General features: G+C 69.2%; 20 protein-coding genes and 1 riboswitch. Of the genes, 11 read left to right on the top strand and 9 right to left on the bottom strand.

What is annotated here, in order from left to right:
* The first annotated feature begins 50 nt into the window (after positions 1-50).
* Together IOD14_RS43745 and IOD14_RS43740 are read left to right on the top strand one after the other, a co-directional pair.
* Positions 51-683, top strand: coding sequence for a haloacid dehalogenase-like hydrolase (locus IOD14_RS43745; protein ID WP_212673154.1), 633 nt, complete (start codon positions 51-53; stop codon positions 681-683).
* 323 nt (positions 684-1,006) lie between these two features.
* Positions 1,007-2,476 (top strand): globin domain-containing protein, encoded by a 1,470-nt coding sequence (locus tag IOD14_RS43740; RefSeq protein WP_212673153.1) that lies wholly within the window; start codon positions 1,007-1,009, stop codon positions 2,474-2,476.
* 12 nt (positions 2,477-2,488) lie between these two features.
* Here the strand turns inward: IOD14_RS43740 and IOD14_RS43735 are convergent, their stop codons facing one another.
* The 5 genes from IOD14_RS43735 to IOD14_RS43715 all read right to left on the bottom strand — a co-directional run bounded on the left by IOD14_RS43735 (position 2,489) and on the right by IOD14_RS43715 (position 6,230).
* Positions 2,489-2,971, bottom strand: coding sequence for an NUDIX hydrolase (locus tag IOD14_RS43735; protein WP_123990353.1), 483 nt, complete (start codon positions 2,969-2,971; stop codon positions 2,489-2,491).
* A gap of 87 nt (positions 2,972-3,058) precedes the next feature.
* Positions 3,059-3,979, bottom strand: coding sequence for a LysR family transcriptional regulator (locus IOD14_RS43730; protein WP_212673152.1), 921 nt, complete (start codon positions 3,977-3,979; stop codon positions 3,059-3,061).
* 237 nt (positions 3,980-4,216) lie between these two features.
* Positions 4,217-5,356 carry a cystathionine gamma-lyase gene (locus tag IOD14_RS43725; protein ID WP_212673151.1) on the bottom strand — a complete coding sequence of 380 codons (1,140 nt, stop codon included), beginning with the start codon at positions 5,354-5,356 and terminating at the stop codon, positions 4,217-4,219.
* On the bottom strand, positions 5,353-5,844 hold the full coding sequence (locus tag IOD14_RS43720; protein WP_123990350.1) for a low molecular weight protein-tyrosine-phosphatase: 492 nt from the start codon (positions 5,842-5,844) through the stop codon (positions 5,353-5,355). The genes IOD14_RS43725 and IOD14_RS43720 overlap by 4 nt, the downstream gene beginning before the upstream one ends.
* Positions 5,845-5,852: 8 nt before the next feature.
* Positions 5,853-6,230, bottom strand: a complete 378-nt coding sequence (locus IOD14_RS43715) for a phage holin family protein (RefSeq protein WP_212673150.1) — start codon at positions 6,228-6,230, stop codon at positions 5,853-5,855.
* A 57-nt stretch (positions 6,231-6,287) separates the two neighbouring features.
* On the opposite strand from IOD14_RS43715, the gene IOD14_RS43710 reads away from it, so the two are divergent.
* The 4 genes from IOD14_RS43710 to IOD14_RS43695 all read left to right on the top strand — a co-directional run bounded on the left by IOD14_RS43710 (position 6,288) and on the right by IOD14_RS43695 (position 8,778).
* Entirely contained in the window at positions 6,288-6,605 is a 318-nt protein-coding gene (locus tag IOD14_RS43710) for a cupin domain-containing protein (RefSeq protein WP_123990348.1), read from the top strand.
* Positions 6,606-6,763: 158 nt separating this feature from the next.
* Positions 6,764-6,976, top strand: a complete 213-nt coding sequence (locus tag IOD14_RS43705; RefSeq protein ID WP_123990347.1) for a DUF5326 family protein — start codon at positions 6,764-6,766, stop codon at positions 6,974-6,976.
* A 531-nt stretch (positions 6,977-7,507) separates the two neighbouring features.
* Positions 7,508-8,242 (top strand): helix-turn-helix domain-containing protein, encoded by a 735-nt coding sequence (locus tag IOD14_RS43700; protein ID WP_249126344.1) that lies wholly within the window; start codon positions 7,508-7,510, stop codon positions 8,240-8,242.
* 98 nt (positions 8,243-8,340) lie between these two features.
* The gene (locus tag IOD14_RS43695; RefSeq protein WP_123990345.1) at positions 8,341-8,778 is read left to right on the top strand and encodes an SsgA family sporulation/cell division regulator; all 438 of its coding nucleotides are present in this window, start codon (positions 8,341-8,343) and stop codon (positions 8,776-8,778) included.
* Positions 8,779-8,879: 101 nt separating this feature from the next.
* Here IOD14_RS43695 and IOD14_RS43690 read toward each other — a convergent pair whose 3' ends face one another.
* Complete coding sequence (locus tag IOD14_RS43690; protein WP_212673148.1) at positions 8,880-10,661, bottom strand: YibE/F family protein; 1,782 nt, start codon at positions 10,659-10,661, stop codon at positions 8,880-8,882.
* A gap of 72 nt (positions 10,662-10,733) precedes the next feature.
* Positions 10,734-10,923, top strand: a riboswitch (TPP riboswitch).
* Between IOD14_RS43690 and thiC the strand changes: the two genes are divergently transcribed.
* Complete coding sequence (gene thiC / locus IOD14_RS43685) at positions 10,916-12,694, top strand: phosphomethylpyrimidine synthase ThiC (protein WP_212673147.1); 1,779 nt, start codon at positions 10,916-10,918, stop codon at positions 12,692-12,694. It overlaps the preceding riboswitch by 8 nt.
* A 91-nt stretch (positions 12,695-12,785) precedes the next feature.
* Here the strand turns inward: thiC and IOD14_RS43680 are convergent, their stop codons facing one another.
* The 3 genes from IOD14_RS43680 to IOD14_RS43670 all read right to left on the bottom strand — a co-directional run bounded on the left by IOD14_RS43680 (position 12,786) and on the right by IOD14_RS43670 (position 16,316).
* Entirely contained in the window at positions 12,786-13,646 is an 861-nt protein-coding gene (locus IOD14_RS43680; RefSeq protein WP_212673146.1) for a hypothetical protein, read from the bottom strand.
* Between the two features lie 193 nt (positions 13,647-13,839).
* Positions 13,840-14,904 (bottom strand): metallophosphoesterase, encoded by a 1,065-nt coding sequence (locus tag IOD14_RS43675; RefSeq protein WP_123990341.1) that lies wholly within the window; start codon positions 14,902-14,904, stop codon positions 13,840-13,842.
* A 299-nt stretch (positions 14,905-15,203) separates the two neighbouring features.
* A complete protein-coding gene (locus tag IOD14_RS43670) occupies positions 15,204-16,316 on the bottom strand; it encodes a LacI family DNA-binding transcriptional regulator (RefSeq protein WP_123990340.1) in 1,113 nt (370 codons plus the stop codon).
* A gap of 423 nt (positions 16,317-16,739) precedes the next feature.
* Between IOD14_RS43670 and hisC the strand changes: the two genes are divergently transcribed.
* The 4 genes from hisC to cydD all read left to right on the top strand — a co-directional run bounded on the left by hisC (position 16,740) and on the right by cydD (position 24,132).
* Entirely contained in the window at positions 16,740-17,819 is a 1,080-nt protein-coding gene (hisC, locus tag IOD14_RS43665) for a histidinol-phosphate transaminase (protein ID WP_212673145.1), read from the top strand.
* Positions 17,820-18,052: 233 nt separating this feature from the next.
* On the top strand, positions 18,053-19,561 hold the full coding sequence (locus IOD14_RS43660) for a cytochrome ubiquinol oxidase subunit I (RefSeq protein WP_123990338.1): 1,509 nt from the start codon (positions 18,053-18,055) through the stop codon (positions 19,559-19,561).
* An 18-nt stretch (positions 19,562-19,579) separates the two neighbouring features.
* Complete coding sequence (gene cydB / locus IOD14_RS43655; RefSeq protein ID WP_123990337.1) at positions 19,580-20,584, top strand: cytochrome d ubiquinol oxidase subunit II; 1,005 nt, start codon at positions 19,580-19,582, stop codon at positions 20,582-20,584.
* A gap of 59 nt (positions 20,585-20,643) precedes the next feature.
* A complete protein-coding gene (gene cydD, locus IOD14_RS43650; protein WP_212673144.1) occupies positions 20,644-24,132 on the top strand; it encodes a thiol reductant ABC exporter subunit CydD in 3,489 nt (1,162 codons plus the stop codon).
* The last annotated feature ends 32 nt before the right edge of the window (positions 24,133-24,164 follow it).

The following is a 24,164-nucleotide window of genomic DNA, read 5'->3' as shown; positions in this document are numbered from 1 at the left end:
TCCGAAAGCGCGATAATGCCTCGTCTGTCTCGGGCACTAACCTCCAGAGCATGGCGAGACTTCATCTCTTCGACCTCGACGGCACCTTGCTCCCGGGGACCAGCGCGCCGGTGCAGATCTCCCGGCAACTCGGCCTGGAGGCCGAGACGGTGGCACTCGATCAGGCGATCGGGGCCGGCTTGATAGGTCCGACCCAATACGCGCAGCAGGTGTACGAGCTGTGGGCCTCCCTGACGGAGGCGCACGTCGTCGCGGCCTTCGAAGGCGCTCCTTGGCTGGCCCGGATTCGTGAGGTCTGGGCGGAGATCAGGGGACAGGGCGACTACTGCGCGGTCGTGTCGCTCTCGCCGTCCTTCTTTGTGGAACGGCTGACCAGCTGGGGAGCTCATGCCGCACACGGGTCCCGCTTTCCGGCCGTCCCCTTCACCGAGCCCGTGGATCCCGCGGGAGTGCTGAATGCAGCCGCCAAGGTCCTGATCGCGGACCGGCTGTGCGAACAGTTCGGAGTGACACGGGCGGACTGCATTGCCTATGGCGACTCGTCCTCCGACAAGGATCTGTTCGCCGTGGTGCCGATCTCCGTGGCGGTCAATGCAGACCACCATCTGTCCGATATCTCGACTCACGCGTACACGGGCATGGATCTGTGGGAAGCCTATGAATTGGTGCGCCGTGTCCAGTGATTGAGGCCATTCACCGTTCGCCCTGCGAACAGCGCGCGATCAATTCGTGAGGAGGAGGGGGGACTTGTGTGCGAAGCGGGGACCGGTAGGGTCGACTCCGGTTCCCGTCCGTACTGGGGTGCGACTCCTCGTGCGGTCGTGAGCGGGCATTGCAGCCTAACCGGACGGAGAGATCGAAGACACGCATTTGCGGTTATGCGGTCCGGACATCCGTGCGCGGTGGGACGCTGCGGCGAGGGTGTCGCGGCCGGCGGGGAGAGCGAACCGTCTGCGGGGGAAAGCAGGCACCTTCCGACCCAGGAAGTGCGCAGACCGACCGAAAGATGTTCGAGGCGAGGCACACCATGGACGCTCCGACCGCCATGTCAGCCGACAACGGCGCTTCCGGGGGCGCGGGCGGCTGGTTCGGTCCAAGCAGTCAACCGGCGATGCCTGGTACCGAACCGGACCAGTCGGAAACGGCCGCAGAGCCTCCCGGCACTTCGGGGCGGGCCACAGAACACGGCACGGAGACCGGCCGGGGGGAACCGGCACCCCTCGAGGCGATATCCGCGTCGGACGGCATCCCCTCCGCAGACCCCCGGGTTCCCGTCCAGAGCCCCTCTCTCCCCCTGGGCGCCACCACGGCACCCGGCGTTCCCACGCCGCAGTTCCCGGGCCTGTCCCCGCGAGACCAGCCACCGTCCCCGGACGCCGTCCGTATCCGCAGGACCATGGCCGAGGTCGCCCCTGTCGCCGACAAGGTCACGTCGTACTTCTACGCGCTGCTCTTCGTACGCCACCCCGGTCTGCGGCCGATGTTCCCCGCCGCCATGGACGCCCAGCGGGACCGCCTGCTCAGGGCCCTGCTGACGGCTGCCGAGCACATCGACAACGCCCCGGCCCTGGTCGACTACCTGCAGAACCTGGGGCGGGCCCATCGCAAGTACGGCACCCGCGCCGAGCACTACCCGGCGGTCGGAGAGTGCCTCATCGGCGCGCTGAGCAAGTACGCCTCCGGCAGCTGGGACAGGGAGACGGAAGCGGCCTGGGTCCGGGCGTACACGAGGATCTCGCAGGTGATGATCGACGCGGCAGCCGCGGACGAACTGCGTGCCCCCGCCTGGTGGCACGCGGAGGTCGTGTCGCACGACCTGAGGACCCCGCATGTCGCCGTTGTCACCGTGCGGCCCGACCAGCCCTATCCGTTCCTCGCGGGCCAGTACACAAGCCTGGAGACGCCGTGGTGGCCGCGCATATGGCGGCACTACTCCTTCGCCTCGGCACCCCGCTCGGACGGTCTGCTGTCGTTCCACGTGAAGGCCGTTCCCGCGGGCTGGGTCTCCAATGCCCTGGTGCACCGGGCCCGCCCCGGTGATGTCATCCGGCTCGGGCCGCCGACCGGATCCATGACCGTGGACCACACCGCCGACAGCGGGCTGCTCTGCCTGGGCGGCGGTACGGGCATAGCCCCGATCAAGGCGCTGGTCGAGGACGTGGCCGAGCACGGGGCACGACGGTCGGTCGAGGTGTTCTACGGAGCCCGCACCGACAACGACCTGTACGACATCGACAGCATGCTCAGACTCCAGCAGTCCCACCCCTGGCTCTCGGTGCGTGCCGTCGTCGACCAGCAGGTCCATCTGCAGCTTCCGGACGCCGTCCGCGCATACGGCCCCTGGCACGCGTACGACGCCTACCTCTCGGGTCCGCCCGGCATGATCCGCAGCGGTGTGGACACGCTCAGGTCCCTCGGTATCCCGTCGGCACGCATACGTCACGACGCCGTGGAGGAACTCGTCCTGGCCCAGTGACCGGGCGGGAGGTCAGCCCAGGTCCGGTGCGTGCATGGCCCGTACACCCTCGATGTTCCCGTCCAGATAGTGGCGCAGGGACAGCGGGACCAGGTGGACGGAGGCGATCCCGACGCGGGTGAACGGCACCCGGACGATCTCGTACTCCCCGATGGGCTCGTCCACCTCGGGACCGTGCCGCAAGGACGGGTCCATCGATTCCAGGTGGCAGACGAAGAAGTGCTGCACCTTCACTCCGGTCGCGCCACCGTCGTCGCCGATGTGCTCGACGGTGTCCACGAAGCAGGGCACCACGTCGGTGATCTTGGCGCCGAGCTCCTCGTACACCTCGCGGTGCAGGGCGTCGATGACGGTCGTGTCCGTCGGCTCGACTCCACCGCCGGGAGTCAGCCAGTAAGGATCCATGCCGGGCTTGGTGCGCTTGATCAGGATCAGGTCGTCGCCGTCGAGCAGGACGGCTCGGGCGGTGCGCTTGACCACGGGTCGGACGGTCATGGGGGGAATGTGGCCCGGATGGTTCCACGTGAAACATCGCGGGCTGTCATCGGCCGGGCTCGCTGCGTGAAGAGGGCGAATCCCAGTTCAGCACCAGTGGGCAGCCGCCCGCAGCAGCCATTCGTGTGCTCGCGCGACATGGGGCATGGCCAGCGTCCCGGTACGCACCACCAGGAAGTACGTCCGAAGCGGGGGGACGGCGGGCTCGTGCAGCGCGACGACGTCACCTCGTGCCAGGGCGGCTGCACACAGATAGCGCGGCAGCACCGCGAGCCCGGCGCCCGCGACCGCGCAGGCGAGCACGGCGCGCAGATCGGGTACGACGACGGTGCCCGGTGCGGCCGGGCGGGAATCGAAGACCGCGGCCCAGTAGCGCGAGACGAAGGGCAGAGACTCGTGCACCTCGATCACGGGGACGTGCTCGAACGCGGGGGCTCGTTTGACCGCGGGAACGGCGTCGAGTGCCTCTCCTGAGCCGATCTGACGGGCCCAGCTCGGGGCGGCGACCAGGACGTGCTCCTCGTCGCAGAGCGTGCTCGCCGTGAGCAACGCACCCCGGGGACGGGCCGTGCTGATGGCCAGATCGTGATGCCCGGCTGCCAGACCCTCCAGGGTCTCCTCGGCGTTCCCGAAGGAGGCTCGCAGGGCGAAGCCCTGGCTGTCCTCGCCGGTCAGCCCGGTGAGGGCGGGCAGCGCTCGCTCGGCGGTGAACTCGGGAGGCCCGGCGAGATGCAGTGTGCGCAGGGACGACTCGTCGTCGAGGCCGGTCTCGGTGATCTCCACCAGGGCATCGAGGTGAGGAGCGGCCTTGTGGGCGAGCTCGTCGCCGATGCTCGTGGGGGTCACACCGCGGGCCTGCCGTAAGAACAGGGGGCGGCCCAACTGACGCTCCAGGGTGCGGATCTGCGAGGTGACAGCCGGCTGGGACAGTCCGAGCAGCGCGGCAGCGCGGGTGAAGGAACCGGCCCGGTGCACCGTCACGAAGGTGCGCAGCAAGGCCAGATCCATGGCGACGCCCCTTTCCCTGCCCTTCTCCCGGCCCCGGGGCAGGAGCCCAACTATAAATATGTCGATAGGTCTCTGTCGCTACTGTGATTGGACACTGACACAGAGTCAACTAGCCTTGTTCGCGCGGTTCTTCGCGCGCGGAACCGGGGCGGTCCGAGCCACGAGGGGGGAGGCTCGGACCGTCCGTTGTACGTAGCGGGACATGGTTGAACGTCCGTAAAGTCCCTGCTGAAACGGTCAGTCGGCCGACTCGTCCAGCGCACGCAGCACATCCGCCACCAGATCCTCGGGGTCCTCCGCCCCGACGGAGAGGCGAATGAAGCCCTCCGGCACATCGTCGCCGCCCCAGCGTCGGCGCCGCTCGGCCGTGGAGCGCACTCCGCCGAAGCTCGTCGCGTCGTCCACGAGCCGCAGCGCGTCGAGGAAGCGGTCGGCACGCGCGCGCGTGGCCAGCGTGAAAGAGACCACGCATCCATAGCGCCGCATCTGCTGCGAGGCGATCTTGTGCGAGGGGTCGTCGGGCAGTCCGGGGTAGCGCAGCCCGGTCACCTCGGGGCGCGTGCGCAGGGCTTCGGCGAGCACAAGGGCGCTCGCGTTCTGGCGGTCGACCCGCATCTGGAGGGTCGCGATCGAGCGATGCGCGAGCCAGGCCTCCATGGGCCCTGCGATCGCCCCGACGATCTTCCGCCAGCGACGTACGGCGTCCATGGACTCGCCCTCGCGGCCGCTGACGTACCCGAGGAGGACGTCTCCGTGCCCCGTGAGCTGCTTGGTGCCGCTGGCCACCGAGAAGTCGGCGCCCAGCTCCAGCGGACGCTGTCCGAGCGGGGTGGCGAGCGTGTTGTCGACGGCGACGAGCGCCCCACGCGTGTGTGCCGCCCCGACGAGCCGCCGGATGTCGCACACGTCGAGGCCGGGGTTGGACGGGCTCTCGATCCACAGCAGGCGGGCGCCGTCCAGGACGTCGAGCTGGGCGTCGCCGCCGGTCGGCGCGGTGCGCACCTCGATGCCGTACGCCTCCAGCTGGGCGCGGATCAGCGGCAGCACCTGGTAGCCGTCGCTGGGCAGGACGACCGTGTCCCCGGCGCGCAGCTGTGAGAAGAGCACGGCGGAGATGGCGGCCATGCCCGAGGCGAAGACCAGCGTCTCCACTCCGTCCTGCCCCGGCGCCTCCAGCTCGCCGATGGCGCTCTCCAGCAGGCTCCAGCTCGGGTTCGTGTCGCGGCCGTAGGTGTACGGGCCGTCGACCTCACCCGGCAGGTGGAAGTGGGCGGCGAAGGCCGGGCCGGGCAGGGTCGGTTCGTTCTTGACCGCCTCGGGCAGTCCGGCCCGCACCGCGCGCGTGCCCTCCCCCTTGTCCGCAGCCCTGTCGCTCATGCCACCCGTCCTTCCGTCTGCTCGCGCACCGCGGCGAGCAGACCCTCGCTCGCCGCCTCCACCATCTCAAGGCACTCCTCGAAGCCGTCCAGGCCCCCGTAGTACGGGTCGGGAACGTCGAGGTCGTCGCCCGCGGCGGGGTCGTACGAACGCAGCAGCCGCACCTTCGCGGCGTCCTCCGGCGTGGGTGCGAGGCGGCGCAGGGCCTTGAGATGGCCGGTGTCGAGGGCGATGACGAGGTCGAGGCGGGAGAACCAGGAGGGCTGGAACTGACGGGCCGTATGGGCGCCGTCGTAGCCGTGCTCCTCCAGGACGGAGACGGTGCGCGGGTCGGCGCCGTCGCCCTCGTGCCAGCCGCCCGTGCCGGCGCTGTCGACCTCGACCACGCCGTCCAGGCCGGCCTCGGCTGTCCGGGCACGGAAGACCGACTCCGCCATCGGGGAACGGCAGATGTTGCCCGTGCAGACGAAACAGACGCGGTAGATCATGCCTCCCCTCAGTCCTCGTCAGGCAGGACCATGGACAGGGCCCAGGACACGATCGAGATGATCAGGCCGCCCAGGACGGCGGTCCAGAACCCCTCGACGTGGAAACTCAGGTTGAGCACGTCGGCGAGCCACGAGGTCAGCAGCAGCATCAGTGCGTTGACGATCAGCGTGAACAGCCCGAGCGTCAGGATGAACAAGGGGAAGGTCAGGAGCTTCACGACCGGCTTGACCAGCCAGTTCACCAGGCCGAACACCAGGGCGACGAGGATCAGCGTCCAGACCTTCTTGCCGGTGCTGCCACCGGTCAGGGTGATCTTGTCGAGCAACCAGACGGCGACCGCCAGAGCACCCGCGTTGGCGAGCGTCTTGACTAGGAAATTCTTCATGTGTCTGATCGTGGCAGAAGAGATCGGTTACGGGTACGACGAGGGCGGACTAAGTCGATGAAGGCATTCCGGTTGGATGAACTGGAGGCGGAGCGCGCCGCCAACGACGGCGCCTACCTGCAGTTCCTGCGAGAGCGGAACATGTCGGTCGGCCTGTACGCACTCGACTCGGGGACCCAGGACCCGCAGCAGCCACACAACCAGGACGAGGTCTACTTCGTGGTCAGCGGCCGCGCGGCGATCACTGTGGGCATGGAGACCACCCAGGTCGCGCGCGGCAGCGTGGTCTACGTGCCGGCCGGTGTCGCCCACAAGTTCCACCACATCAGCGAGGACCTCAGGGTCATGGTGGTGTTCTCTCCCCCCGAGAGCTGACCTGCGGTCTCGGGGTTCCCTAGGGGATCAGTCAGGGGAGGACAAGGGATGCGAGGCCCCCGCGGCGGCACCCGCCGTCCTAGCATCGAGTGCAGGACATTGGTGGATCCGGTACCAGAGGGGCCGGACGGTGCCGGACTGCAGAGAGGTTGAGTGCGATGGGAGAGTTCTTCGCGGGACTGCCGTGGTGGGTCAAGTGGGTCGCGGTGCCCGTCATCGCCCTGGTCGTGTTCGGCGGGCTGATAGCGACGGTCGTGGGCTTCGTCATCGGCCTGCTCTTCAAGCTGCTGGTCTTCGTGGCCCTGGTCGGTGGACTCGTCTACGTCGTGCGGAAGTTCATGTCGAGCTCCTCCTCGCGCAGCGACTGGTGAGCGTCCGGAGCGGGCGGGGCGACCGGTAACAGGAATCACCTGTTCCCTCGGGCGAGGGAAGTTTCCCGGACGGGCCGTATACGTGCGGTGGCGGACCGTTAAAGTCCGGAACTCGACGCGGGGACGACCCCGCGAGCGGCGTACACCCCTCCCGTGTTCCCCCGCACGGACTGCCCCCTCGCGCTCCGGGAGTGACCCTTGGCCACGGTTGACACCGCACCCGCCCAGATCGACGCCCGCTCGACGACGCCTCCCGCACAACCGACGGCCTCGGAACGGCCGACGACTCCCGGAGGCCCGGAAACGCCCGCACAGCCGACGGCTCCGGCGGGACCGCAGGATCCCGTACGACCGCCTGCTCCGGTACGACCGTCAGCTCCTGTACCGCCGGCGGCTCCTGTACGACCGTCAACTCCAGTACGCTCTTCAGCCCTTGTACCGCCGGCGGCTCCCGTACGACCGTCAGCCCCCGTCCAGCGCCACACGGCACCGGCCCCCGAGCCTCCCGAACAGACCCACTCCGCGACCCTCATCGGGTCGGTCCAGCGCGCGATGCGCCTGCTCGAGTGCGTCGCCGAGCACGAAAACGGAGCCCCGGCCAAACAACTCGCCCGCGAGACCGGGCTGGCGCTCCCGACGGCCTACCACCTGCTGCGCACCCTCGTGCACGAGGGCTATCTGCGCCGCGACAAGGGCCTGTTCTTCCTCGGGGAGGCCGCCGAGCGGCTGAGCAGCAGTGGAGCCGAGCAGAAACGTCGCAGCACGGTCGTCGAGGCGCTCGCGCACTGGCGGGATCTGATCGGTGTACCGGTGTACTACGCGCAGTACCGGGACGGCGAGATCGAGGTCCTCTGCGTCTCCGACAGCCCCGGCACCCCGGCGGTCGAGGAGTGGGCCGACTTCCGCGAGACCGGCCACGCGCACGCCATCGGGCAGTGCCTGCTGGCCCAGCTGGACGACGAGGCCCGGCGCGACCACCTCGACCGGTACCCCGTGCAGTCCATCACCCCGTACACCGTGCGCGACGGCCACAGTCTGCTCCGGCGGCTCGAACGGACCGCGCGGATGGAGCCCGTGATCGAGCGTCAGGAGTACGCGCTGGGAACAGTGTGCGCGGCGATTCCGATCACGTTGGGTAACGCTGCGGCAACGATGGCCATCTCCCTGCCCGCCCATCAGGCGGACCGGTTGGTGGCCGCAACCCAGCAACTACAAGCAGAAATCGGGCGTTTGACGGGCTCGCTGGCGATCTCTATCAGTATCTGAAAACTCACTCCTTGTGATCTGTCGTACACGTTCAGCAAGATGCCACCAGTGTCAGAGGGATCATTCCCGGCCAACGAAGGCAGATGACGGGGTAGGCGATGCGCGAGTCCGTACAGGCAGAGGTCATGATGAGCTTTCTCGTCTCGGAGGAGCTCTCCTTCCGCATTCCGGTGGAGCTGCGCTACGAGGCCTGTGATCCTTACGCGGTCCGGCTGACCTTCCATCTCCCGGGCGACGCCCCGGTGACCTGGGCTTTCGGCCGCGAGCTGCTGATCGACGGCGTGGGCCGGCCCTGCGGCGAGGGTGATGTGCGGGTCGCGCCCGCCGGGGCCGACCTGTTGGGCGATGTCCTGATCCGGCTTCAGGTCGGCGGCGACCAGGCACTGTTCCGCTCGTCGACGGCGCCGATCATCGCGTTCCTCGACCGCACCGACAAGCTGGTCCCGCTGGGCCAGGAGGCAGCGCTGGCCGATTTCGACACCCATCTCGACGAGGCGCTGGACCGGATCCTGGCGGAGGAGCAGAGCGCGGGCTGAGGCCGTAGGGCGCCAGCGATGTGAAGGAACCTTCTTCTCGAGGTGGGAGGACGCAGGAACGCTTCTGCCGGAGCCGGGCCTGACCTGGCCCGGGGTTGCTCTCAGCGCCTGCGTCGCCGGCCCTTGCCACCGCGTCCCGTTGCCGGCCGGCTGTCGGCCGTGCCCGCGCTCGCACTCGTCGCCGGTACGGGCGTCGGCATACCTGCCCCTGCCCCGGAACCCATCGCCTCCGTCTCCGGGCGGTCGGCCGAGACCACGAGGGCGGCGAGGGCCGTGGTGACTGGTACCGAGGCGACGAGGCCGATCGAGCCGACCAGGGTGCGCACGATCTCCTCCGCCACCAGCTCGCTGTTGGCGACGGTCCCCACACTGGACTGCGCGATGGAGAAGAGCAGCAGCAGCGGCAGTGCGGCGCCGGCGTAGGCGAGGACGAGCGTGTTGACGACGGACGCGATGTGGTCGCGGCCGATCCGGATACCCGCGCGGTACAGACCGCGCCAGCCCATCGTCGGGTTGGCCTCGTGCAGCTCCCAGACCGCCGAGGTCTGTGTGACCGTCACGTCGTCGAGGACACCGAGCGAGCCGATGATGACGCCGGCGAGCAGCAGACCGCTCATGTCGATCGACGGATACAACCCGTGGATGAGACCGGTGTTGTCGTCGGTGTTGCCGGTGAGCGCGGCCCAGCCGATGAACTGCGAGCCGAGGATGCCGATCAGCACCAGGGAGATCAGCGTCCCCAGGACGGCAACGGAGGTTCTGGCCGACAGGCCGTGGCACATGTAGAGGGCGATCAGCATGATGGCGCTCGACCCGATCACCGCCACGAGCAGCGGGTTCGAGCCCTGGAGGATCGCGGGCAGGATGAAGAAGTTCAGCACCATGAAGCTGATGGCCAGCGCGACCAGCGCCATGACTCCGCGCAGCCGCCCGACGACCACGACGGCGAGCGCGAAGATGCCGGCGAGCAGTCCCATCGGCAGCTTGCGGTTCACGTCGGTGACCGAGTACTGCAGGTCCCTCGGCGCGGAGGGCTCGTACGCGACCACGACCTTCTGGCCCTCGTGCAACTGCCGCGACTGATCCGGCTGGACGATCTCCGTGAATGTACGGCCCGTGTCGTTGCCGGTGTCGACCCGGATCGTCGCCTTCTTGCAGGTGCCGTTCGCCTGCTGCTCGGCGGACGAGCCCTCGGCGGTAGAGGTGTCCCCGGTCGGGGTCTCCCCCGAGGCGTTCACCGACTTGCAGCTGACGCTCACGACCTTGGTGACGGTTGCCTGCTGGGTCTGCCGGTCGAAGCCGACCCCGGTGCGTTCGTGCCCCGGAGCGCCACCGGGCCAGAGCACCGCGAGCCCCACCAGCACGGCCACCCCGAACGGGATGAGGATCGCCGCGATGACCTTGCGCAGGTGCTTGGAGACGGGGGTTGCCGGCCCGTGGCTGTGACTGTGCGAGTGGCCGTGCCCACTGCCGGCACCGTGCCCGCTCCCGGACGCGGGCTCGCTCCCGTGCCCCTGTCCATGCCCGTGGCCATCGCCGGGACCATGACCGTCACCGGGACCCTGCCCGTGCCAGTCACCCCCACGGCCACCGCCGCTCCCCGGACCGCCGCCGCCACTCCGACCGCCACCGCCAGGGCCACCTCCGCCCGGGCCGCCTGGACCCGCGCCCTGACCTTGGCCGTAGTCGTGACCACCGCCATGTCCGCCGCCGTGCTCATGCTCGTGCCAGCCGTCGGCCCCGGTGTCCCCGAAACCTCTGGGGGAACCGCTGCCGTGGACGTGCCCGGAGCCACTGCCGGGGCCGTACCCAGGGCCGTCTCCGGAGCCCGGTCGGCGCGGAGGCTCGGACGGCGGGTACGGAGGCTGATGCGTCGTGGTCACCGACCGATCATCGCAAGAACGACAGGGGCCCTCTGTTCACCGCGCCCGAATTGACGCTAGCGTGGTGGCACCTTTTGTACACGCGGGAGCTCGGAGCACCGGGCTGAGAGGGCGCTGACCTCCGTCCCAGCGATGTTTCACGTGGAACGTCATCTCCAGCGAGTGACGTTCCCCACGAAACGTCGACAGACGGAAAACGCTGCGTCGACCGCCGAACCTGTTACCGGGTAATGCCGGCGTAGGGAGTAGGTCTCATGACCATCAAGGACGCGCGCACGCCTGCCTCCGACCAGATCGACGAGGAGGCCGGGAAGTCCATCGGCTGGCACAAGGCGTACGTCGAGGGCTCGCGCCCCGATCTGCGGGTGCCGGTCCGCCAGGTGCACCTCACCAACGGGCAGTCGGTCACGCTGTACGACACGTCGGGCCCGTACACCGATCCGCTCACCGAGACGGATGTCCGCCGGGGCCTGGTGCCGCTGCGGGAGAACTGGATCGTCGCCCGCGGTGACACCGAGGAGTACGCGGGTCGCCCGGTACGCCCCGAGGACGACGGGATCAAGCACACCTCACCGCGCGGTGGCCTGCGCAACCTCGACGCGGTCTTCCCGGGGCGGCCACGGCAGCCGCGCCGCAGCCGTGACGGCAAGGCGGTCACCCAGCTCGCCTACGCCCGCCGCGGTGAGATCACACCGGAGATGGAGTACGTGTCCATCCGGGAGAACGTCTCGCCCGAGGTGGTCCGCGAGGAGATCGCGGCGGGCCGCGCGGTGCTGCCGGCGAACGTCAACCACCCGGAGATCGAGCCGATGATCATCGGCAAGCGGTTCCTGGTGAAGGTCAACGCCAACATCGGCAACTCGGCGGTGACGTCCTCCATCGAGGAGGAGGTCGAGAAGATGACCTGGGCGACCCGCTGGGGCGCCGACACGGTCATGGATCTGTCCACCGGCCGCAACATCCACACCACGCGCGAGTGGGTGCTGCGCAACTCCCCCGTCCCCATCGGCACGGTGCCGCTCTACCAGGCCCTGGAGAAGGTCGACGGCAGGGCCGAGGAGCTGACCTGGGAGATCTACAAGGACACGGTCATCGAGCAGGCCGAGCAGGGCGTGGACTACATGACGGTCCACGCGGGCGTGCGCCTGCCGTACGTACCACTGACGGCCAACCGCAAGACGGGCATTGTCTCGCGTGGCGGCTCGATCATGGCGGCGTGGTGCCTCGCCCACCACAAGGAGTCGTTCCTGTACGAGAACTTCGAGGAGCTGTGCGAGATCCTCGCCGCCTACGACGTCACGTACTCGCTGGGAGACGGCCTCAGGCCCGGCTCGATCGCGGACGCCAACGACGAGGCGCAGTTCGCGGAGTTGCGCACGCTCGGGGAACTCAACCGGATCGCGAAGCGCTTCCACGTACAGACCATGATCGAGGGCCCGGGGCACGTCCCGATGCACAAGATCAAGGAGAACATCGACCTTCAGCAGGAGATCTGCGACGAAGCTCCGTTCTACACGCTCGGCCCGCTGACCACCGACGTCGCGCCGGCCTACGACCACATCACCTCCGGCATCGGCGCCGCGATGATCGCCTGGTGGGGCACCGCGATGCTCTGCTACGTCACGCCCAAGGAGCATCTGGGCCTGCCCAACCGGGACGACGTCAAGACGGGTGTCATCACCTACAAGATCGCCGCCCACGCGGCCGACCTCGCCAAGGGACACCCGGGCGCCCAGGAGTGGGACGACGCCCTCTCCGACGCACGCTTCGAGTTCCGCTGGGAGGACCAGTTCAACCTGGCCCTCGACCCCGACACAGCCCGCGAGTTCCACGACGAGACCCTCCCGGCCGAACCGGCCAAGACGGCCCACTTCTGCTCCATGTGCGGGCCGAAGTTCTGCTCGATGAAGATCTCCCAGGACATCCGCCGCCGCCACGGTGGCAGTCAGGAGGAGATCGAGGAGGGCATGGCCCAGAAGTCGAAGGAGTTCGCGGCGGCGGGCAACCGGGTTTATCTGCCGATCGCCGACTGACGCAGGCGAACCGTCGGCGGGTGGTCCGCGGTCGGGTCTTCGGCTTGCGCTCCCCGTGGTGGGGGCGCAAGCCGAGGGGCGGTGCCGGGTGTCACTCCGGCTGGTGCTCCGGCCCCCCGAAGTCCGGGCTGGTGTAGTCCGGGCTGGTGAAGCTCGGGCGGGCACCGGAGGCCCCGTCGCCCGGGCTGCTGAAGCCCGGGCGGTCGTAGCCGAGGCTGGGCATCCGGCTGGTCGGTGCGGGCGGTGCCGTGTGGTGCAGTGCGGCGGTGCCGGGGTCGGCCAGGGCCTCCCGGAGGAAGGGGAGGATGCCCCGTTCCAGCAGGGCCTCGCGCCAGGTGTCCCTGGCCCGTGCCACCTCCTCGCTCAGTTCGCCGTATCCCGCGTCCGGCGAGGGCTGGTTGCGCAGGGCGGTGATGAGCAGGCCGCCGGCGGCGACCAGGATCGCGGCCGCGGTCAGGGCACCGAAGACCCATCCGATAGTGATCATGGCGTGGGCGAACGCCGGCGGTGGGCTGAGCATCTGGAGGATGTAGCCCACGAGCAGGAAGATCGCCGCGGCGATTCCGGCGAGGACGGGCGTCAGGACGGCGGCGACGGCGACGGCGCCCGCACCGGCGGTCTCGGCGACCTCTCCCATGGTGGTGGCGAGCCCCATCGCACCCGTGCCCGACTCGGCGGGGCCGGGTTCGTGCACGGACGACAGGGTGGACGGCGCCGGACGGCGCTGTTCCTCGCGGACCTTCACGTAGTGCTGGTACTCGGTCGCCGCGGCCGCCGTGATGAGTGCGGTGGCGTTCAGCGCCATGGTGCGCAGCTGTTCGGGATTCAGCCGCTGTCCGACAGCGGCCAGTTCGGGACGGTGTGGTGCGGAGCGCAGCGCCTCATCGAGGATCCGCTCGTACTCTTGGCGGTCCTCGCTGTGCAGGTGCTGCGGAACGCTGTTCATGTGCATCCCCCGATGCTCCGTAGGGCTTGGGGCTCGCATGCCAACGAGCCGTCGGGCAGAAACGGAGGGGAGCCTGCTACGGATAACCAGATGGTAGAGCGGCGACGGCACAGGGTGACAGGGGGTTTCCAGAAATTGGCCTCTGGCCTGCGCGGTCGACGGTCACTCCGTCATGGGGGAACGTCTGCCCCGAGAAGGTTCAGATATCCAGGGGCAGTTGCTGGACCAGCAGCTTTCCGGCCATGGTCACCCCGCCGTCCATCGCGATGGCCAGTCCGTCGGCGTAGACGTGCGGTCCCTCGACCACCGGACCGGAATCGTCCTCGCTGTCCTCGGAGCCCACTTCGCCGAGCAGATAGGGGATCGGGCTGTGGCCGTGAACGATGCGGACGCCGCCGTACGTATCGAGCAGCGAGCGCACATGGTCGGCGCCGCCTTCGTCGCGGAAGGAGAAGCGCTTGGTGAACTTGCGGAACAGGTCCCACACCTCGTCCGCGTCGTTGCGCGTGATCGTCTCGCGGACGGTGTCGTTGACCGCCTCGATCGAGTCGCCGTAGTCGAGATAGGCGGTGGTGTCGGAGTGGACGAGGAGATGGCCGTCGACCTCCTCCACCGCGTCGAGGCGGGACATCCATTGGAGGTGGTGGTCCTGGAGGCGGTCCATGTCGGTCTTCTGCCCGCCGTTGAGCAGCCAGGCCGCCTGGAAGGTGGCGGTGCCAGCGCCCGAGTTGACGGGGGTGTCGCCGAACCGCTTGGCGCCGAGCAGCAGCAGTTCGTGGTTGCCCATGAGGGCCTTGCAGTAGCCGCCTGCCGCCGCGGCCTCCGCGGACAGCCGCATCACGAGGTCGATGACGCCGATGCCGTCGGGACCGCGGTCCGTGAAGTCGCCGAGGAACCACAGCCGGGCGGTGCCCGCGCACCAGTTGCCCTCGGCGTCGACCAGGCCCTTCTCGTGGAGTGCGGCCATCAGTTCGTCGAGGTAGCCGTGGACGTCGCCGACGACGAAGAGCGGACCTGGACCGTCCTCCGCCTCCACAGCGGCGTCGGCGGCCGGCTGGAGTCCCTCGCCGTGGTGGATGACGGGCAGGTCCTGCTCGGTGGGGGTGTACCCCTCCGGGTAGGCCTCCTCGTGCGCCTGGACGACATCGCCGGGGTGTGTGCTGTGGTCGTAAGGACCGGTCTCGTTGACGTACGCGGGCACCCGGAAGTCGCGCAGCACTGCCGTGCGCTCCACCTCGGGTCCCTGACCGGCCCCCTGAGTCATCAGACCCCTCCACCATCGCGCCGCATCTGCACCGCTTCGGACTGCCTGGTCGCAGCGGCCCCGCGGTGTCGTGGGCCCATCATAGGAATGCGGATCGCGCCGTGTGATGACCCAGGGGTGGTGAATCGGAGCAAGACTCCTGTTCATCGCGGCATTCGCCCCGATTGGGCAGGGCTTCGACCACTGCACGGACGTGTCCGCCGGGCTGCGACCACCGCCCGGAGACGCCCGCCGGGCTGCGACCACCGCCCGGACCGCACCCACCGGGCTTCGGCCCCTGCCCGGCGGTCGGCTGTCGGCTACCCCTCCTCGGGCGACCGCGGCGGGCTGACCGTCGTCCGTGGGGCCCGTCGCTGGGACGAGGTGCGCACGATCAGTTCGGTCGGTATCACCTGCTCGACCGGTTGGTCCGATTCGACTCCTTCGATGGCGTCGATGAGGAGCTGGATCACGGCCGTGCCGATGCGGCGGGGCTTGAGGGAGAGCGTCGTGACGGGCGGCTCGGTGCTGGCGTACACCGTGGACTCGCTGCAGCAGACGATCAGCAGGTCGTCCGGGACGCGCAGCCCGTAGCGGCGGGCGGCGGCCAGCAGGTCGGTGCCGTTCGGGTCGAACAGGCCGTAGACGGCGTCCGGCCGGTCCGGGCGGGCGAGCAGCCGGTCGGCGGCGACGGCGCCCGCGCACGGATCGTGTGCCGGGTAGGCCTCGTAGACCGGATCCTGGCCCACCCGTTCGCACCAGCGCAGATACGCGGTGGTGGACAGATGGGTGTACGTGTCCGTCGTCGTCCCGGTCAGCAGGCCGATGCGGCGGGCGCCGGCGTCGGCCAGGTGGTCGAGGATGCCGAGGACGGCGGCCTCGTGGTCGTTGTCGACCCAGGCGGTGACGGGGAGCGCGCCGGCCGGGCGGCCGTCGGAGACCACCGGTAAACCCTGCCGGACCAGTTCGCTGACGACCGGGTCCTGGTCGGACGGGTCGATGACCACGGTGCCGTCCAGGGCGACGTTCGACCACACGTCGTGGCGTGAGGTCGCGGGCAGGATCACGAGGGCGTAGCCGCGGGCGAGCGCCGCGGAGGTGGCCGCCCGCGCCATCTCGGCGAAGTACGCGAACTCGGTGAAGGTGAAAGGTTCATCCCCGTACGTCGTCACCGTCAGGCCGATGAGTCCCGACTTGCCGGTACGGAGGGTTCTGGCCGCGGCGGAGGGCCGGTAGCCCAGCCGGTCGGCGACCTCCCTGACATGGCGGCGGGTGGCGTCCGGGAGCCTGCCCTTGCCGTTCAGGGCGTCGGACACGGTCGTGATGGAGACTCCGGCGGCGGCGGCCACGTCTCTGATGCCCGCCCGGCCCGGCCGACTGCCTCGACGTGAGGTTTCCGCGCGGCTCACCTGGTGCTTCCCTGCTGCTGTCATGGCGAGCCGATAGTAGGGCTCATGCGGTGGGGTAGGGCGGACGCATATGCACGCGTTGACAGGCACGTTTCTGCAAGGTCATCTGGTGTCAACTACCTGCGAAAAAAAGCCAGTTAAACGATCCAATGGCACTACGTAACTTGTCGGCACGCATAGGCCTGCCAAGTCCCCGATGTTTCGAAGAGGTCTCAACTCACCTTCACGGGTGACGCGCGCCACGGCGCGAGCCACCGGCGCATAGATATATGTGACCGCGCCCCCTGATTCGTCAGCCTTCGTACGGTGATGCCCCTGATGCCTGTGTGGCTGATGAGGTGACTCTCACCTGTACGCAGCGGCGCTCAATCCTCATAAGGTGAGCAGTATTGGATGCCGGCTGCCGGAGTCGGCCGCCATGCGTCGGTGGTCAAGAGGAGGACTGCGGTGAGCGAGACGAGCCCGAAGCTGCGCGCCGAGCTGGAGGGTATCCCCACGTACAAGCCGGGCAAGCCCGCCGCGGCCGGCGGGCCGGTGGCCTACAAGCTGTCCTCCAACGAGAACCCCTATCCGCCGCTGCCGAGCGTGCTGGAGACTCTGACGGCCGCGGCCTCCTCGTTCAACCGCTACCCGGACATGGCGTGCACGGGTCTGATGAACGAGCTGTCCGAGCGCTTCGGTGTCCCGCTCTCCCACCTGGCCACCGGCACCGGTTCGGTCGGTGTCGCCCAGCAGCTGATCCAGGCGACCTCGGGACCGGGTGACGAGGTGATCTACGCCTGGCGCTCCTTCGAGGCGTACCCGATCATCACGCAGATCAGCGGTGCCACCTCGGTGAAGGTGTCGCTGACCGATGGCGATGTGCACGACCTGGACGCGATGGCCGACGCGATCACCGACCGGACCCGGTTGATCTTCGTCTGCAACCCCAACAACCCGACCGGCACGGTCGTGAAGCGGGCCGAGCTGGAACGATTCCTCGATCGGGTGCCCAGCGATGTGCTGGTGGTGCTCGACGAGGCCTACCGTGAGTTCATCCGCGACCTCGAGGTCCCGGACGGCGTGGAGCTGTACCGCACCCGGCCGAACGTCTGCGTGCTGCGCACCTTCTCCAAGGCGTACGGCCTCGCGGGCCTGAGAGTCGGCTTCGCGATCGCCCACGAGCCGGTGGCCGCAGCCCTGCGCAAGACGGCGGTGCCCTTCGGAGTCAGCCAGCTCGCGCAGGAGGCGGCGATCGCCTCGCTTCAGGCCGAGGACGAACTCCTGGGCCGGGTCGGCTCGCTGGTCTGTGAACGCAACCGTGTGCTGGAGGGGCTGCGGGCCCAGGGCTGGACGGTGCCCGAGACCCAGGCGAACTTCGTGTGGCTGCGACTGGGGGAGCGCACGCTCGACTTCGCGGCGGCCTGCGAGCAGCACGGCGTGGTCGTGCGGCCCTTCGCGGGCGAGGGCGTGCGGGTGACGGTCGGCGAGGCCGAGGCCAACGACATCTTCCTGAAGGTGGCGGAGGGCTTCCTCAAGGAGCTGTGACGGGGCGGTACACGTCTGCGAGGCGCCGGGGTTTCACGTGAAACCCCGGCGCCTCGCGCGCTAGAGGCCGACCGGTCCCTCTCCGATGTGACCTATCGGACCCTCTCAGGGACCCCCCGCCCATCCCACGTCGAACTGCCATGCGTCATAATTGCTTGTGAATGTGAACGCTTTCACAAGCGCTCTTTTTGTATGCATATGTTCCACAAGCCTGTGAGGTAAGGAGCGGCGACGTGGACCTGGCTCTGGCGCCGGAGACCCTGGCGCGCTGGCAGTTCGGCATCACCACCGTCTACCACTTCCTGTTCGTCCCCCTGACGATCTCCCTGGCCGCTCTGACGGCCGGCCTGCAGACGGCCTGGGTACGTACGGAGAACGAGAAGTACCTCAGGGCCACCAAGTTCTGGGGCAAGCTCTTCCTGATCAACATCGCGATGGGTGTGGTCACCGGCATCGTGCAGGAGTTCCAGTTCGGCATGAACTGGTCCGACTACTCGCGCTTCGTCGGCGACGTCTTCGGTGCTCCGCTCGCCTTCGAGGCGCTGATCGCCTTCTTCTTCGAGTCCACCTTCATCGGGCTGTGGATCTTCGGCTGGGACAAGCTGCCCAAGAAGATCCACCTGGCCTGCATCTGGATGGTCTCGATCGGCACGATCCTGTCGGCCTACTTCATCCTCGCGGCCAACTCGTGGATGCAGCACCCGGTCGGCTACCGGATCAACAAGGAGAAGGGCCGAGCCGAACTCACCGACTTCTGGGCGGTGCTGACCCAGAACACCACGCTCGCCCAGGTCTTCCACACCATGTCGGCCACCTTCCTCACCGGCGGCGCCTTCATGGTCGGCATCGCGGCCTTCCATCTGTTCCGCAAGAAGCACATCCCCGTGATGAAGACCTCGCTGCGCCTCGGCCTGGTCACCGTGGTCATCGCCGGCATGCTCACCGCGATCAGCGGTGACACCCTCGGCAAGGTCATGTTCAAGCAGCAACCGATGAAGATGGCGGCCGCCGAAGCCCTCTGGGACGGCCAGGACTCGGCACCCTTCTCGATCTTCGCCTACGGCGACGTGGAGAAGGGCCACAACACCGTGGCCATCGAGATCCCCGGCCTGCTGTCCTTCCTCGCCAACGACGACTTCTCCTCGTACGTCCCCGGCATCAACGACGTCAACAAGGCCGAGCAGCAGAAGTACGGGCCCGGCGACTACCGGCCCAACATCCCCGTCACCTTCTGGGCGTTCCGTTGGATGATCGGCTTCGGCATGGCGTCCTTCGCCATCGGTCTGGCCGGACTCTGGCTGACCCGCAAGAAGTTCATGCTGCCGCAGCACCTGAGGGTGGCCGACGACGAGGTGCCGCATCTGGTTCTCTTCAAGAACAAGGCGCTCAGCCCCAAGCTCGGCCGGCTCTACTGGCTGGTGGCGATCTGGACCCTGGGCTTCCCGCTGATCGCCAACTCCTGGGGCTGGATCTTCACCGAGATGGGCCGCCAGCCATGGGTCGTCTACGGCGTCCTGCAGACCCGGCACGCGGTCTCCCCCGGTGTCTCCCAGGCCGAGGTCCTCATCTCGATGATCACCTTCACGGCCCTGTACGCCGTCCTCGCCGTCGTCGAGGTCAAGCTGCTCGTGAAGTACGTCAAGGCGGGACCGCCCGAACTCACCGAGGCCGACCTCAACCCGCCCACGAAGATCGGCGGCGACACCCGTGACGCCGACAAGCCGATGGCCTTCTCGTACTAGGCCGAGGGAGATCGAGTCATGGAACTTCACGACGTCTGGTTCGTCCTCATCGCCGTCCTGTGGACCGGCTACTTCTTCCTGGAGGGCTTCGACTTCGGGGTCGGCGTCCTCACCAGGCTGCTCGCCCGCAACCGGGTCGAAAAGCGTGTCCTGATCAACACCATCGGTCCCGTCTGGGACGGCAACGAGGTGTGGCTGCTCACAGCGGGCGGGGCCACCTTCGCTGCCTTCCCCGAGTGGTACGCCACCCTGTTCTCGGGCTTCTACCTGCCGCTGCTGGTCATCCTGGTCTGCCTGATCGTCCGGGGTGTCGCCTTCGAGTACCGGGCCAAGCGGCCCGAGGAGAACTGGCAGCGCAACTGGGAGACCGCGATCTTCTGGACCTCGCTCATCCCCGCGTTCCTGTGGGGTGTGGCCTTCGGCAACATCGTGCACGGCGTGAAGATCGACCGGAACTTCGAGTACGTCGGTGGCTTCTGGGACCTGCTCAACCCCTACGCCCTCCTTGGCGGAGTGGTGACGCTGACCCTGTTCACCTTCCACGGCACGGTGTTCACGGCCCTCAAGACGGTCGGGGAGATCCGGGAGCGAGCGCGGAGGCTGGCGCTTCGGGTGGGCGTGGTGACGGCTGCTGCGGCGCTGGTCTTCCTCCTGTGGACCCAGGTCGACAACGGAGACGGCAAGAGCCTGGTGGCGATGGTGGTGGCGGTCGCCGCCCTGGTCGCCGCTCTGGTGGCCAACCAGGCCGGACGCGAGGGATGGTCGTTCGCCCTGTCCGGCGTCACCATCGTGGCCGCGGTCGCCATGCTCTTCCTCGCGTTGTTCCCGAACGTCATGCCGTCCTCGCTGAACGAGGACTGGAGCCTGACGGTCACCAATGCGTCGTCGAGCCCGTACACGTTGAAGATCATGACCTGGTGTGCGGGGATTGCCACACCGATCGTCCTGCTCTACCAGGGCTGGACCTACTGGGTGTTCCGCAAGCGGATCGGCACGCAGCACATCGCCGAACCCGCGCACTGAGCCCGATATGTGGCATGTTTCACGTGAAACATGCCCCTTGAGAAGAGGGTGTGTTTCACGTGAAACCGATCGACCCGCGTCTGCTGCGCTACGCCCGGGCCACTCGCCTCTTCCTGGTGGCCGTGGTGGGCCTGGGAGTCCTCGGCTCGCTGCTGGTCATCGCTCAGGCGATGCTCATCGCCGAGATCGTGGTCGGTGCGTTCCAGCACGGTCTGGCCGTGTCCGAACTCCGCACACCCCTCATGCTGTTGGCGGCTGTAGCCGTCGGCCGCGGGTTCGTCTCCTGGCTCACCGAACTCGCCGCACACCGGGCCGGCGCGGCGGTGAAGTCGGAGCTCCGGGGGCGGCTGCTGGAGCGGGCCTCGGAGCTGGGGCCCGGGTGGCTGAGCGGGCAGCGGACCGGGTCGCTGGTCGCCCTCGCCACCAGGGGAGTCGACGCCCTCGACGACTACTTCTCGCGCTATCTCCCGCAGTTGGGCCTGGCGGTGGTCGTGCCGGTGGCGGTGCTGGCGCGGATCGTGACCGAGGACTGGGTCTCGGCGGCCATCATCGTCGGGACCCTGCCCCTCATCCCCGTCTTCATGGTCCTCATCGGCTGGGCCACCCAGTCCCGGATGGACCGACAGTGGCGGCTGCTGTCCCGGCTGTCGGGGCACTTCCTGGACGTGGTCGCGGGACTGCCGACGCTGAAGGTGTTCGGCCGGGCCAAGGCGCAGGCCGAGTCGATCCGACGCATCACCGGCGAGTACCGGCAGGCGACCATGCGGACGCTGCGGATCGCCTTCATCTCATCGTTCGCCCTGGAGTTGCTGTCGACGCTCTCGGTGGCCCTGGTCGCCGTGACGATCGGGATGCGGCTCGTCCACGGCGAGATGCACCTGTACGACGGCCTGGTCATTCTCATCCTGGCCCCCGAGGCGTATCTGCCCCTGCGGCAGGTGGGCGCGCAGTATCACGCGGCGGCGGAGGGACTGGCGGCCGCCGAGGAGATCTTCTCGGTGCTGGAGACGCCGGTGCCGACGACGGGTACGGCTGCGGTGCCCGCCGGTGGGCTGTCCTTCGAGCAGGTCACGGTCAGGTACCCGGGCCGCTCCGGGGACGCCGTCACCCAGGTGTCCTTCGAGGTCGCGCCCGGGGAGACGGTGGCCCTGGTCGGACCCAGCGGCGCGGGCAAGTCGACCCTGCTGAACGTCCTGTTGGGATTCGTGCCGCCGACCGAGGGACAGGTGCGGATCGGGGGAACCGATCTCGCGGAGCTCGATCTCGAGGAGTGGCGTTCGCGCATCGCCTGGGTGCCGCAGCGGCCGCAGCTGTTCGCCGGGAGCATTGCCGACAACGTACGGCTGGCACGACCCGACGCCGACGAAGCCGCAGTACGGCGGGCGCTGGGGGACGCGGGGGCGCTGGAGTTCGTCGACGCGCTTTCCCGGGGAACCGGCACCGTGCTCGGTGAGGACGGCGCCGGGCTCTCTGCCGGGCAACGGCAACGGCTCGCGCTGGCCCGGGCGTTTCTCGCGGACCGGCCGGTACTGCTCCTCGACGAGCCGACGGCGGCCCTCGACGGGGCGACCGAGGCGGACGTCGTTGCGGCGGTACGACGGCTCGCTGCTGGGCGGACCGTACTGCTGGTGGTGCATCGACCGGCGCTGCTCGGCGTGGCGGACCGGGTCGTGCGGCTGGCGGAACCTTCGGTCCCGGCTCCTGTCGATGCCACGGCCAGGACGTCGACGGCACGCCCGGTCGAGGACAGCGGGACCGTGGTGCCGGAGACCTGGACGACCGAGTCGCCGGCCGAGGCGCGCAGCGCGCTCGCCCGTGTCCGCGCCATGTCCGGCCCCCGACGCGGCCGGCTCGCGCTCGCGCTGCTGCTCGGGAGCCTGGCGCTCGGCAGTGCCGTGGGACTGATGGCCACCTCGGGGTGGCTGATCTCACGGGCCTCGCAGCAGCCCCCCGTGCTGTATCTGATGGTGGCCGTGACGGCTACCCGGGCCTTCGGGATCGGCCGGGCTGTCTTCCGGTACGCGGAGCGGCTGGTGTCGCACGACGCCGTGCTGCGGATGCTGGCCGACACCCGGGTCGCGGTGTACCGGCGCCTTGAGCGGCTGGCGCCCGCCGGTCTGCGGACGACCCGCCGGGGGGATCTGCTCTCGCGGCTCGTCTCCGACGTGGACGCCCTCCAGGACTACTGGCTGCGCTGGCTGCTGCCCGCCGGAGCGGCCGTCGTGGTGTCGGCGGCCTCCGTCGGTTTCACGGCCTGGCTGCTGCCGGAGGCCGGTGCCGTGCTCGCCGTGGGCCTGCTGGCCGCCGGTGCCGGTGTCCCGCTCATCACGGGAGCCGTGGCTCGCCGCGCCGAGCGCAGGCTGGCCCCCGCCCGGGGGGAACTGGCCACCCGCGTGACCGATCTCCTCACCGGGACGGCGGAGTTGACCGTCGCCGGCGCCCTGCCCGCCCGCAGTGCCGAGACCCGGCGGGCGGACGGCGTCCTCACCCGGATCGCCTCCCGCGGCGCCACCGCCACCGCACTCGGTGACGGTCTGACCGCCCTGATCTGTGGCCTGACCGTCACCGCGACCGCCCTCGTCGGCGCCCAGGCGGTGGCCTCCGGGCGACTCGGCGGGGTCGTCATGGCCGTCGTCGTGCTCACTCCGCTGGCAGCCTTCGAGGCCGTGCTGGGGCTGCCGCTCGCGGTGCAGTACCGCCAGCGGGTGCGCCGGAGCGCGGAGCGCGTCCACGAGGTGCTGGACGCGCCCGAGCCGGTACGGGAACCGGAGCGGGCCCGGCAGGCGCCCGCCTCGCCGTTCCCGGTCGTCCTCAAGCAAGTCACCACCCGGCACGAGGGCCAGGACCGGGACGCGCTCGCGGGCCTGGACCTGACCCTGGCGCAGGGCCGGAGGATCGCCGTGGTCGGCGCCTCCGGTTCCGGCAAGACGACGCTCGCGCAGGTTCTGCTGCGCTTCCTGGACGCGGACGCCGGCACCTACACCCTGGGTGGCGTGGACGCCTACGGGCTGCACAGCGACGACGTACGGCACCTGGTGGGGCTGTGCGCGCAGGACGCACACCTCTTCGACAGCTCGGTGCGCGAGAACCTGCTCCTGGCGAAGAAGGACGCGACCGAGGAGGAACTGCGGGACGCGCTGGGGCGGGCCCGTCTGCTCGACTGGGCCGAGAGCCTGCCCGACGGCCTCGACACCCTGGTCGGCGAGCACGGGGCGTGGCTGTCCGGCGGTCAGCGGCAGCGGCTCGCGCTGGCTCGGGCCCTGCTCGCCGACTTCCCCGTTCTCGTCCTGGACGAGCCCGCCGAGCATCTCGACCTGCCCACCGCCGACGCGCTGACCGCCGATCTGCTGGCCGCCACCGAGGGCCGTACGACTGTCCTCATCACGCACCGCCTGGCGGGGCTCGAATCGGTGGACGAGGTGGTCGTGCTCGACGAGGGACGGGTCGTGCAGCGCGGTACGTACGCGGAGTTGGCGGCCGTGCAGGGGCCGTTGCGGGCGATGGCCGAGCGGGAGGCGGAGTCGGAGCTGCTGGTGGGAGCGCGCTGAGCCCGGGGGCGGGCCGCGGGACCGAGTCCGGC

This window comes from Streptomyces sp. A2-16, from assembly GCF_018128905.1.
Taxonomy (GTDB): Bacteria; Actinomycetota; Actinomycetes; order Streptomycetales; family Streptomycetaceae; genus Streptomyces.
Note: the sequence above shows the minus strand (reverse complement) of the source record. Positions and strands in the feature narration are given on the sequence as shown.

Bases quoted from the DNA above. Each gene is read 5' to 3' on its own strand.
- cydB (WP_123990337.1), top strand. From the start codon at position 19,580: ATGGAACTTCACGACGTCTGGTTCGTCCTCATCGCCGTCCTGTGGACC.
- IOD14_RS43715 (WP_212673150.1), bottom strand. From the start codon at position 6,230: ATGAAGAATTTCCTAGTCAAGACGCTCGCCAACGCGGGTGCTCTGGCG.
- IOD14_RS43735 (WP_123990353.1), bottom strand. From the start codon at position 2,971: ATGACCGTCCGACCCGTGGTCAAGCGCACCGCCCGAGCCGTCCTGCTC.
- IOD14_RS43680 (WP_212673146.1), bottom strand. From the start codon at position 13,646: ATGCACATGAACAGCGTTCCGCAGCACCTGCACAGCGAGGACCGCCAA.
- IOD14_RS43720 (WP_123990350.1), bottom strand. From the start codon at position 5,844: ATGATCTACCGCGTCTGTTTCGTCTGCACGGGCAACATCTGCCGTTCC.
- IOD14_RS43670 (WP_123990340.1), bottom strand. From the start codon at position 16,316: ATGACAGCAGCAGGGAAGCACCAGGTGAGCCGCGCGGAAACCTCACGT.
- IOD14_RS43675 (WP_123990341.1), bottom strand. From the start codon at position 14,904: ATGACTCAGGGGGCCGGTCAGGGACCCGAGGTGGAGCGCACGGCAGTG.
- IOD14_RS43695 (WP_123990345.1), top strand. From the start codon at position 8,341: ATGCGCGAGTCCGTACAGGCAGAGGTCATGATGAGCTTTCTCGTCTCG.
- IOD14_RS43745 (WP_212673154.1), top strand. From the start codon at position 51: ATGGCGAGACTTCATCTCTTCGACCTCGACGGCACCTTGCTCCCGGGG.
- IOD14_RS43730 (WP_212673152.1), bottom strand. From the start codon at position 3,979: ATGGATCTGGCCTTGCTGCGCACCTTCGTGACGGTGCACCGGGCCGGT.
- IOD14_RS43705 (WP_123990347.1), top strand. From the start codon at position 6,764: ATGGGAGAGTTCTTCGCGGGACTGCCGTGGTGGGTCAAGTGGGTCGCG.
- IOD14_RS43725 (WP_212673151.1), bottom strand. From the start codon at position 5,356: ATGAGCGACAGGGCTGCGGACAAGGGGGAGGGCACGCGCGCGGTGCGG.
- thiC (WP_212673147.1), top strand. From the start codon at position 10,916: ATGACCATCAAGGACGCGCGCACGCCTGCCTCCGACCAGATCGACGAG.
- IOD14_RS43740 (WP_212673153.1), top strand. From the start codon at position 1,007: ATGTTCGAGGCGAGGCACACCATGGACGCTCCGACCGCCATGTCAGCC.
- IOD14_RS43710 (WP_123990348.1), top strand. From the start codon at position 6,288: ATGAAGGCATTCCGGTTGGATGAACTGGAGGCGGAGCGCGCCGCCAAC.